The sequence below is a fragment of the Ruegeria sp. D3 genome (genome assembly GCF_056534465.1).
Genome location: NZ_JBQFPK010000007.1, coordinates 248,848 through 259,510, shown reverse-complemented (window position 1 = coordinate 259,510; position 10,663 = coordinate 248,848). Strand labels below are relative to the sequence as shown.

8 protein-coding genes are annotated in these 10,663 nt (G+C 55.1%); 2 read left to right on the top strand and 6 right to left on the bottom strand.

The window, feature by feature from the left end; translation table 11 throughout:
• The 4 genes from ACR0DX_RS12615 to ACR0DX_RS12600 form a co-directional block, all read right to left on the bottom strand.
• Positions 1-309: hypothetical protein (locus tag ACR0DX_RS12615; RefSeq protein WP_480846325.1), on the bottom strand; the 309-nt coding region annotated here is incomplete at its 3' end.
• Positions 310-327: 18 nt separating this feature from the next.
• On the bottom strand, positions 328-531 hold the full coding sequence (locus ACR0DX_RS12610) for a hypothetical protein (RefSeq protein ID WP_480846323.1): 204 nt from the start codon (positions 529-531) through the stop codon (positions 328-330).
• 247 nt (positions 532-778) lie between these two features.
• Positions 779-1,750 (bottom strand): hypothetical protein, encoded by a 972-nt coding sequence (locus ACR0DX_RS12605; RefSeq protein ID WP_480846321.1) that lies wholly within the window; start codon positions 1,748-1,750, stop codon positions 779-781.
• Positions 1,751-2,077: 327 nt separating this feature from the next.
• Entirely contained in the window at positions 2,078-2,488 is a 411-nt protein-coding gene (locus ACR0DX_RS12600) for a hypothetical protein (RefSeq protein ID WP_170354280.1), read from the bottom strand.
• 559 nt (positions 2,489-3,047) lie between these two features.
• On the opposite strand from ACR0DX_RS12600, the gene ACR0DX_RS12595 reads away from it, so the two are divergent.
• The gene (locus ACR0DX_RS12595; RefSeq protein ID WP_480846318.1) at positions 3,048-6,662 is read left to right on the top strand and encodes a vitamin B12-dependent ribonucleotide reductase; all 3,615 of its coding nucleotides are present in this window, start codon (positions 3,048-3,050) and stop codon (positions 6,660-6,662) included.
• 300 nt (positions 6,663-6,962) lie between these two features.
• Here the strand turns inward: ACR0DX_RS12595 and ACR0DX_RS12590 are convergent, their stop codons facing one another.
• The gene (locus tag ACR0DX_RS12590; protein WP_170354278.1) at positions 6,963-8,507 is read right to left on the bottom strand and encodes a trimethylamine methyltransferase family protein; all 1,545 of its coding nucleotides are present in this window, start codon (positions 8,505-8,507) and stop codon (positions 6,963-6,965) included.
• 414 nt (positions 8,508-8,921) lie between these two features.
• On the opposite strand from ACR0DX_RS12590, the gene ACR0DX_RS12585 reads away from it, so the two are divergent.
• Positions 8,922-9,440, top strand: a complete 519-nt coding sequence (locus ACR0DX_RS12585) for an outer membrane protein (RefSeq protein WP_480846315.1) — start codon at positions 8,922-8,924, stop codon at positions 9,438-9,440.
• A gap of 6 nt (positions 9,441-9,446) precedes the next feature.
• Here the strand turns inward: ACR0DX_RS12585 and ACR0DX_RS12580 are convergent, their stop codons facing one another.
• On the bottom strand, positions 9,447-10,634 hold the full coding sequence (locus ACR0DX_RS12580; protein ID WP_170354276.1) for a pyridoxal phosphate-dependent aminotransferase: 1,188 nt from the start codon (positions 10,632-10,634) through the stop codon (positions 9,447-9,449).
• Between the last annotated feature and the right edge of the window lie 29 nt (positions 10,635-10,663).

Below are 10,663 nucleotides of genomic sequence, written 5' to 3'. Positions count from 1 at the left end.
GCAAATCCGCCGCATAATCAAACCAACCAGATGCGCCAGATCCTCTCTTAGCTCAGGCAGCCATCTGTCCCAAAATCCCTGACAACGGACACCACACTCGAATCGAAGGCCTGGACAAGCACTGTCGGAAAGCGATTGTCCGTGCTTGAGGGTCTCAATTGTTCGCGTAGAAACTTCACTTCGTTTCGTTCCCGAACAATACTTCAAAGCTTGCAGAATCGATTCTCGCAATTGGCCTCTTGGTCCTCTAGACAAGGCGTCTTCAAGGAGCTTTGCGACATCAGACTTGATAAAACGCTCGCCAGGCATTTGTCTCTCAAAAACCGCCTAGCGTAATTTTGGCACAAACTGGTTTTCTGACAGAAATCGTTCGAAGCTCTTCAGTTCGACGTAGGTAGCGCGCCCGACCTTGATGAGTTTGATTTCTCCTGCGGCTGCTCGGTCATACACTGTGCTGGCAGCCCAACCAGAATACGAAACAAAGTCGGGGCGCAGTTTCATTGTTAGAGGGTAAGTATCGTTCCTTTTCATTTTGATCTCCCTAAAAGCATCATGGCACCCCGATCAAACCTGCCTCAAACCAATGTGGTCAACATAAAAAGTTGAGCGTAAAGGATTGGTAAGGTTAAAAATTTTTTTATCCTTGGCTGTCTACTCGATTTCAAGAATAGACCGCTTAAGCGTTTTGCCGGTGCGATGGGAAAATTGAGGCAGTTTAGTTCCCGGCGAATCAGTCGGTCAGAAATCAACTGAGGTACTTTCGCGCCGAATTGGGGCTTTAATTCAGGTCTTCCAAGTCTGCCGATGGGACTGCGTGCTGTAATGCTCTGTGAAACAAAACCAACCAGTCACGCGCCCATTCGAAAGAGGATTTCCAATCATTTCGAGAGTTCTTGTCAAATTTCCTGCTTGCTCGAATACGCCATTGGTTTTCGTCGGGTCTCAGGCACGTGGAAACACTTTTGTAAGTTCTAGAAGCCTTCAGAACACGATTTGTATCAAGAAGGGCATGTCTGCACTTAAGGTTTGGTTTTTGAGCCAACAAGTTAACTTGTATTTCCGACCTATTTGCAACGACTTCATATTTTAGGTGGGGAATACCAGTTCTGAAAAACGCGCGATGCGCCATTTTAGTAAGTCTTTCTGACAGAGAGACCAAGCCTGTTGTTTTTAGAAACTCTTCAAATTCATCCCAGAATTTTGAGAACGCTCGGCGCGAGGGTCTCGGTTTCAATAGTGAAGGTTTCGCATAGTCGTTGGTAGCTATGCACCTTCCTGCGATTAGGTTGAGCTCATTATTTCCCTGTGCGCAGCGAAGGCTGTACACTGCTAAAGGAAACCCGTTCTCTGCTAGTTGTCCCACAGCGCTCGCAACCCGTCTCGTTGGTTTCCTTGCGATGATTACGCAAGCCGGATCAAACCAATCGTTGAGCACTGCACGCTTGTCCTGTTTAAGGACGCGCAGGAGCTCACCTTCCTTAGTTGCGTCACGAAAAACTGCATTCTTGTGATTTTGAATCCCGTACGCAAATTCGACCGCACGCTCTCTACCCAAGTAGCTAGTATAGTCAAGAACTTGAGGAAGGGCTTCCATCTGCGCTTCATAACTGTCCGATTTGAATTCGACGATTATGAGCTTACGCGTTTCCGTCACAAACAAGCAGTCAACCTTCAGATAATAGTCAGAGAGAACATATTCTCTGCGCATCAAAATAGGCGGGTCGCAGGATGCTAACAGCAGTCTTTGCATCGCCATTGAGCCAGTTGATGCCACTGACTCAACCAATGCTCATATCCTGGACTAATGGAGGCAAAGATAAAACCTCTCGGGGTCTATAGTTCATCAGTACACCTTGGGGACCAAGGCAACATACCTGTTCTTGTGGGTTTGTGAGCCCTTTTATGATCGAGGGTTTTCAAGTGCCCATCGCGTAATTCTAAAACTTCAGCAAGATGTGAGTCAAAGTTGATAAGGGATTAGGTAACAAATTGAAATAATTTATCTTTATTCCTTCGCTCGCTTGTTTTGGGTACAGGGGGTCGTAGGTTCGAATCCTGCCGCCCCGACCACTTCTTCTTACAATGTTGGTGATCCACCCATTGCCTGGTAGAGCGCACTTAGCGCTTTATCCAGAGTCTTGCTTTCGACTGGCACCTGCACAGGCGGTCCTGTCCTTTGGGGGACATTAAAAAACACCTCGGCATCGATCCGATAGCCAGCAGTGTTTTTGGTCGATGTCAGGCGCATGACACTTTGAGGCAAGTCCTGCGGATATCCCTCGTAGTTGAGAATCAGATAAGCAGTCGTGTCCGGAGGCAAAAGCTCGGTGCATTCAAACACTTGATTCCCGACCCGTTCGAACTGCTCTCCTGGATCGCTACAGCTGACTTCAAACGTATCGAACAGACGCTTTGGATAGTCTTGAAACTGTGCACTGCGGGTTGGAATGGGCACATCTTGTGCTGTGCACGCCACGATCAGGCCCATTACGGATAGGATTCCAAGCCTCGGTATCAATTCCTGTATCCTCGATCTGTCGTTTGGCGGGGTATGCCCGGATGTGCTTGTCCGATATGGGCCGTGCTGATTCTGTTTCAGTTTAAATACCTTAACGCAGGTTTATCAAATGCCGATAACTGTGCCGGAAATCACAGTTAATTGCGCGTTAGATTTAGTCGGCGGCTGACCAATACCGGTGGATGAACTTGTGGAGGAATCGGGAAACACCTCGTTTCACGAAGGCGTTACAATCCGGTCAACAAAAAAGATTTCAAAAATGACGGAAAAATGACGTTGACGATCTATGGCTGAATACGCCAGATTGTATGGGCCGAATGTGGTGCCACTAAATCTGGTAGAAAAACCGGTGTTGGGCACAGGGCGAGGGTCGGAAAGCACATAATAGTAACGTGCAGCCGTTTGGACGGGTTTGCGCTGCCGCGGGTAGCGCAGGGTTCGTTGCGCCCGAATTTTTTGGCAGGTGGGCGATCCTTGATTTGGGGGTCAATCACTAAGGGACAAGTTGATTGAATCTAGGGCGGCGGACATGCAGATTGACAGGAAATTCACTAAATCGGGACAAGATGCCTACGCGGATTTGGACTTTGTGTCCGCAACGTCTGAGATTCGGAATCCTGATGGCACTATAGTCTTCCGGCTGGATGGTATCGAAGTGCCGTCAAGCTGGAGTCAGGTGGCCAGTGACGTCATCGCTCAGAAATACTTCCGCAAAGCCGGTGTGCCCACCAAGCTGAAGAAAGTTAAGGAAAAAGACGTGCCCGAATTCCTGTGGCGCTCGGTCCCGGCCGAGGGTGCAGAATTCGACGGAGAAACGTCCTCGAAACAGGTGTTTGACCGACTGGCTGGCGCCTGGGCTTATTGGGGCTGGAAGGGTGGCTATTTCTCGACCGAGGAAGACGCACGCTCCTACTTTGACGAGATGCGCTATATGCTGGCGACCCAACGCGCCGCGCCGAACTCGCCACAGTGGTTCAATACGGGCCTTCACTGGGCTTACGGTATCGACGGTCCTGCGCAGGGTCACCACTATGTCGACTATAAAACCGGCAAACTGACCAAGTCGAAATCCGCTTACGAACATCCGCAGCCGCACGCGTGCTTCATCCAGTCCGTCGATGATGATCTGGTGAACGAAGGCGGCATCATGGATCTGTGGGTGCGCGAGGCGCGCCTGTTTAAATATGGCTCGGGCACCGGGACCAACTTCAGCCATCTGCGCGCGGAAGGCGAGGCGCTGTCAGGCGGCGGCAAGTCCTCGGGTCTTATGGGCTTTCTCAAGATCGGCGACCGCGCCGCTGGCGCGATCAAATCAGGCGGTACAACCCGTCGAGCAGCAAAGATGGTAATCGTCGATGCAGATCACCCCGATATCGAGCAATTCATCGAATGGAAGGTGATCGAAGAGCAGAAGGTGGCCTCGATCGTTGCCGGATCGAAGATGCACGAGAAGATGCTGAACGGCATTTTCGAGGCCATCCGCTCTTGGGACGGCGCCGCCGATGACGCCTATGATCTGAACAAGAATGACAGCCTGAAAATGGCTGTGCGCGAGGCCAAAAAGGTCGCAATTCCCGAGACTTACATCAAGCGCGTGCTGGATTACGCGCGGCAAGGCCACGACAGCATCGAATTCCCGACCTATGATACGGACTGGGACTCGGAAGCTTACAGCTCGGTCTCGGGCCAAAACTCCAACAACTCGATCCGCGTGACCAACGCGTTCCTGACGGCCGTTGAAAAAGACGCCGATTGGGAGCTGATCAACCGGACCGATGGTAATGTCGCCAAGACCGTCAAAGCGCGCGATCTGTGGGAAAAGGTCGGCCACGCCGCGTGGGCCTGTGCCGATCCGGGCATTCAGTTCCACGACACCGTCAACGAATGGCACACATGCCCCGAAGATGGTGAGATTCGCGGCTCGAACCCTTGCTCGGAATACATGTTCCTTGATGACACGGCTTGTAACCTGGCGTCGATGAACCTGCTGACCTTCCTCAAGGAAGGTGAGTTCCAGGCGGCGGATTACATGCACGCCTCACGACTGTGGACCCTGACGCTGGAAATCTCGGTGACTATGGCGCAATTCCCATCGAAGGAAATCGCGCAACTGTCTTACGATTTCCGTACCTTGGGTCTGGGCTACGCGAATATCGGCGGCCTGCTGATGAACATGGGCTACAGCTATGACTCGGATGAGGGTCGGGCGATCTGTGGCGCGTTGACCGCGATCATGACCGGTGTGGCCTATGCGACCTCGGCCGAGATTGCGGGGGAACTGGGTGCGTTCAAGGGCTATGAGCGCAACGCCGATCACATGCTGCGCGTCATCCGTAACCACCGCCGTGCGTCGCAGGGTGTGACCGAGGGTTATGAGAAACTGGCCGTTAAGCCGGTGCCTCTGGACCACGGCAACTGCCCAGACAAGCGCCTGATTGATCTGGCCATGTCGGCCTGGGATGAGGCGCTGAGCCTTGGCGAAAAGAACGGGTACCGCAATGCGCAGGCGACCGTGATCGCGCCGACCGGCACCATCGGTCTGGTGATGGATTGCGACACCACCGGGATCGAGCCGGACTTTGCTCTGGTCAAGTTCAAGAAGCTTGCGGGCGGCGGTTACTTCAAGATCATCAACCGCTCGGTGCCGTCGGCGCTGGAGAAGCTGGGCTATTCCTCGTCTCAGATCGAAGAGATCGTGGGCTACGCGGTTGGTCATGGCACCATCGGCAACGCGCCGGGGATCAACCACACCTCGCTTACCGGTCATGGGTTCGGCCCGAATGAACTGGCCAAGGTGGATGCGGCACTGGAAAGCGCGTTCGACATCCGGTTCGTCTTCAACCAGTGGACATTGGGCGAGGATTTCTGCACCGGCGTTCTGGGCATCCCGGCCACCAAGCTGAATGACCCGACTTTCGACCTTCTGCGTCACCTGGGTTTCACCCGCGCGGATATCGAAGCGGCGAATGATCACGTCTGCGGAACCATGACGCTGGAAGGCGCGCCGCACCTGAAAGAGGAACACTATTCCATCTTCGATTGCGCCAACCCGTGCGGCAAGAAAGGTAAGCGTTTCCTTGGGGTTGACAGCCACATCACCATGATGGCGGCGGCGCAGAGCTTCATCTCGGGTGCGATCTCAAAAACGATCAACATGCCGAACGACGCGACCATCGAAGACTGCCAGAAGGCATATGAGTTGTCGTGGTCGCTGGGTGTGAAGGCGAACGCGCTGTACCGCGACGGTTCGAAGCTGTCTCAGCCCCTGGCCGCTGCATTGGTTGAGGATGATGATGAGGCCGCCGAGGTTCTGGAAAGCGGCACACCGGCCGAAAAAGCTGCCGTGCTGGCCGAGAAGGTCATCGAGAAGGTCGTCGTCAAGGAAATCGTCCGGTCTCACCGCGAAAAGATGCCCGAGCGTCGGAAGGGTTATACTCAGAAAGCCATCGTTGGCGGCCATAAGGTCTATCTGCGGACGGGTGAGTATTCGGATGGCTCGCTGGGTGAGATCTTCATCGACATGCACAAGGAAGGCGCTGGCTTCCGCGCGATGATGAACAACTTTGCCATCGCGGTCTCGGTCGGCCTACAATACGGCGTGCCGCTGGAAGAGTTCGTGGACGCCTTCACCTTCACCAAGTTCGAACCGGCGGGGATGGTGCAGGGCAACGACTCGATCAAGAACGCGACGTCGATCTTGGACTACATCTTCCGCGAGCTGGCCGTCAGCTATCTGGACCGCACTGATCTGGCCCATGTGAAGCCCGAAGGCGCGACCTTTGACGATATCGGCCGAGGCGAGGAAGAGGGCGTCTCGAACGTCTCGGAAATCAGTGAAACAGCGGCCTCCAAGTCATTGGAAGTATTGAAGCAAATCAGCTCGACCGGGTATCTGCGCAAGCGGTTGCCGCAGGATCTGGCCGTGTTCACACCGCAAGCAGATGCGACCGGGATGGCGGAACCTGCCGCCGTGTTCGAAGCCCCTGCTGAAACTGCAGTGGCGACCGGCATGGACGCTCGCACCAAAGCTAAGATGCAAGGGTACGAGGGCGATCCCTGCGGTGAATGCGGAAACTACACGCTGGTGCGCAACGGCACCTGCATGAAATGCAACACCTGCGGTGCGACCAGCGGGTGTAGCTAAGGCAAACGCCCCGTCAGGCGGGGTGTAGGGACCTGGGCTTTCCCCCGAATGCCCGGTCCCGACGAATACGGAAGAAGGCGCCGAGACTTACCGACGATGCCTTTTTCCACTCGGCCGACATGCCCGTGTCGGCCGGGAACAGGGTGGGGCGGAATATTGCTCTTTCCCACTCTCTCACGGGACGGGTGCGCTCGTCCCATGCGCAGTCCAGGCCGCAGGCAAAAAAACACCGGGCGGTCAACGATATGAGCCTGGATGGCGAAACTTAAAGGGGGCCTCGGCCCCCTTTTTTTCATACACTTACGTTGGCAAGTGAATGTTAAATTTCTCGCGAAGCGCCGCGTCCAGCATGGGATCGAACCGTGCGGGTGACGGCGTGGACAAGATTTCCTCTTTCCGGGCCGTGGCCTTGGCGATCAGATCAGGCTTGTCCAATTCGGCCCATTCTTTGGGAGACGTGCGGTCGCCATAAGTCGGATACACGTAATCCGCTTGCATTCGGCTTAGCGTTGCATCGGTGCCGAGGTAATGGCCCGGGCCGCCCATGCAGACTTCGGCGATCTGGTCGAGCGCCAGCGTTTCATCCGTGACTTCGATCCCACGAACACAGCGCTGCGCCTGTCCTATAATGTCATCCCCTAGGATCAGGCTTTCAAAACAGAAACCCAGCAATGAGGCGTGCATTCCAGCGGCCTCGTACACCATATTCACGCCAGACAATCCCGCCATGACATTCGAGCACATCTGCTCCCAGCCAGCCTGCATATCTGGCATTTTCGAGTCGGATGCGCCGGCCGCCGCGCCGCCGGGAAGATCATAGAACTGGTGCATTTGTCCGCACCCGGCCGTCAGCAGGGCTTGCTCGCCCGAGCCTATGGACATAGCGCCGGTTCGCAGGTCCAACCCAAAGGGCCAGGTGCCAAAAACTGCAGGTGCGCTGGGGCTTACGGCATTTACATAAACCAGTCCGGCCAGGCATTCGGCGGTGGCCTGTGTGATTGCGCCCGCGATGGTCGAGGGGGCTGTCGCACCGGCCATACCTGCGGACAACAACAGTACCGGCATTCCAGCCTTGATACACTCCTCCATCACTTCGCAACTTTCGGTGGCGAATTTCATCGGAGGAACAACGAAACAGTTCGAGTTCGATACAAATGGTCGCTCGCGCCACTTATCCTCTCCGCCCGCGATCATGTGCAACATCTCAACCGCTGGGGCGACATGGCTGGGCTCTGTGAACGACGTGCCGATGTGTTTGAACGTGCCAGAACAGGCGGCGTAGACGGTGTTCAGGTCCATCTCCATGTTGTCCGTGATGTCACGACACACCATAGGGCGTTGAACGAAATGAATATTATCCAGTTGCTGACAAATCCGCGCTGCATCGTGCAGGTCTTGAACGGTCGAGTCCCGATACTCCCTACCATGGACGTCGACCATGCTGACAGCAGCGCCCGCGGTGCCATAGTGGACGCGCGTGCCCGACAGATCGAGATCCATCTGCCCATCACGGCTGTGCAGGGTCACGGAACGATTGGCATTGGCAATCGTGTTCTCGACCAGCGCCCGTGGAAAGCGAATGCGCCCGTCGTCGCCCAAGGTGCATCCAGCGCTGACCAGATAGTCAATCCCGCTTTGCGGCGCGTCCGCAAGCCCGATCGTTTCAAGCGCCGTCAGCGCGGCCTCGTGTATCTGTTCAACCTGCCGAGGGGTGAGCGGTTTCAGTGTTCCGCCTTCAAGGCCAGGGCGAACGGGGCGCAAGTGGTCGGGAAGGGCCGAGGCACGGGCCGCGCGACGTGCGGCGCGGCCGCCGCTGCGAGAAGAGGTACGGGATTGGTCGTTCATATCAAAGTCCGATTGGTGAGTTGCGAGTGGTCTAAGGGCGGTTCAATCCCGGAATGGTCGCCCTCGGGCCGCGCGACCACGATCCGCACCGATGGTGCGGCTGATCAGCCGGATCTTCCAAACGTCACTGTGCATGAGGCTCCTCACCTTGTGGCATGCAGTGTTCCAAGTCGGGTCGCCTCATTCTGTTCTGTTTGCGACTTCGATGACCAAAAGCGAAACAAACCTGAGTTTTTCGGCACATAGATTACCTTGGGTAAAGAAATTACCCGTTTGATCCGGAAATCTGTTATACTTCGGTCACTTATTTAGCAGCAATTCGTGATCTCAATTGATTTTTAACGATTGGCTTCCAGTTGTATGGCACTCTGAAAAGAATACTCGAATGTTTTGATGAAAGGCTTTTGTAGTCTAATGAACCATCTGCTGCCCATCATTGTCGCGATGACACTGACCGGCACCATCTCGGCTTTTGCCGAGGATTGGAGCGGGGCTTATGCAGGATTCAGCTTTGGTTATGCGGATGCAGATGGCCCGAACGGCGCAAGCGGTAGTGATTCTAGCTTCGGTCCTCATGTCGGGTATGACCACGATTTCGGGAATTTCGTTCTGGGAGGCGAGCTTGAGTATAATCGGCTGTCTTTGAATCTGGGCCAGAACGAAGGTAGCCTGGACAGCATGACCCGCGTGAAACTGCGTGGCGGGTACGATTTCGGATCTGCGCTTGGGTATGTAGTTGTGGGAGCCGCACGAGTGGATTCGTCGGTCGAAAATGACACAGCTGCGGTCTACGGAATCGGTGTTGCCTATCCGGTCACCGATAGATTTGTCATCAGTGGTGAGGCTTTAAGACAGAATTTTGACGACGTGACCCGTTCCGAAGGCGGCCTCGATTCCAACGTGTTCAATTTGAGAACGACCTTTCGGTTCTGACCACGGCTACTCTGCTGCATTCTGGTCAGCCAACTCTTTCGCGAAATCACATATGGTTTTTAAAGCAGACGCAAAGCGCACGTCCTCGATTGTCATGGCCACGCGAATATGTCCTTTAGCAGCAGTGCCAAAACTCTCGCCAGGCATCACCGCGATTCGACGTTTATCCAGCAGTGCATTTGCGAACTCTAAACCGCTGAGGCCGGTTGCACGCACGTCCAGCATCAGGTACATCGCGCCTTGCGCGGGCACTAAACCGACCGTGGTCTGCGCGCTCAGAATTTCGATTGCCAGCGTCCGTCTGCGGCGAAACGGAGCCGCGATGCTGTTTTCAAGTTCATCTCCGGCGGTCAGCGCAAAATGGGCCGCGTCCTGAACGAAGCCGGGTACGCCGTAGGTCGTGTGTGTGGCCAATGTGATCAGATAAGAGATCACTTTTTCAGGCCCTACGACCCACCCGCATCGAGAGCCCGTCATGGCATGCGATTTGGACATTGAGCCAACGACCAAAGTGCGGTCCGCCATATCAGGCAGGCTGCGGGGCGAGATGTGCGCTCCATCCCAAACCTGCGTGTCGTAAACTTCGTCGGAAATCAGCCACAGGTCGCGTTTACGGCAGACATCGGCCAGGCCCTCGAGGGTCTGGCGGGAATACACGACCCCGGTAGGGTTGTTGGGCGTATTGATGAGCAACGAAACCGCACCGTCAGAGGCGGCTTCGATCTGCTGGGGGTCTGGCTGAAAGGCTGCCTTGGCTGTGGTTTGAACCGCCCGGTCGATGGCGCCGGCGCCGCGGATCGTTCCAGGGTAGGTGGCATAGTATGGGTCCAGGTACAGGCCAAAATCACCCGGATCGCAAACCGCCATATGGGCCGCGAACAGAGCCGATTGACCGCCGGGTGTAATCAATACGTTGTTACGTGTGGTGGGAACACCGGTTCGCGTTTGAACGCGCGCAGCTACTGTATCGCGCAGCAGATCCGTACCGGGCACCAATGCGTATCCCGTGTGGCCTTGTCGGGCGGACAGATTCATCGCACGCAGAATTGACGGATCTGTGCGGATATCATGTTCCCCAATGGTCAGTTCGGTAACCGCAAGGCCTTCGGTTATCATTCGTCGGGCGCGGTAGAATACGTCCCACCCGTCGCTGTCGCCTCTGGTCAATTGCGTAATACGCCGTGACAGTTTCATGATGCGTCTCTGCCTGTTTTGTAGCCGAA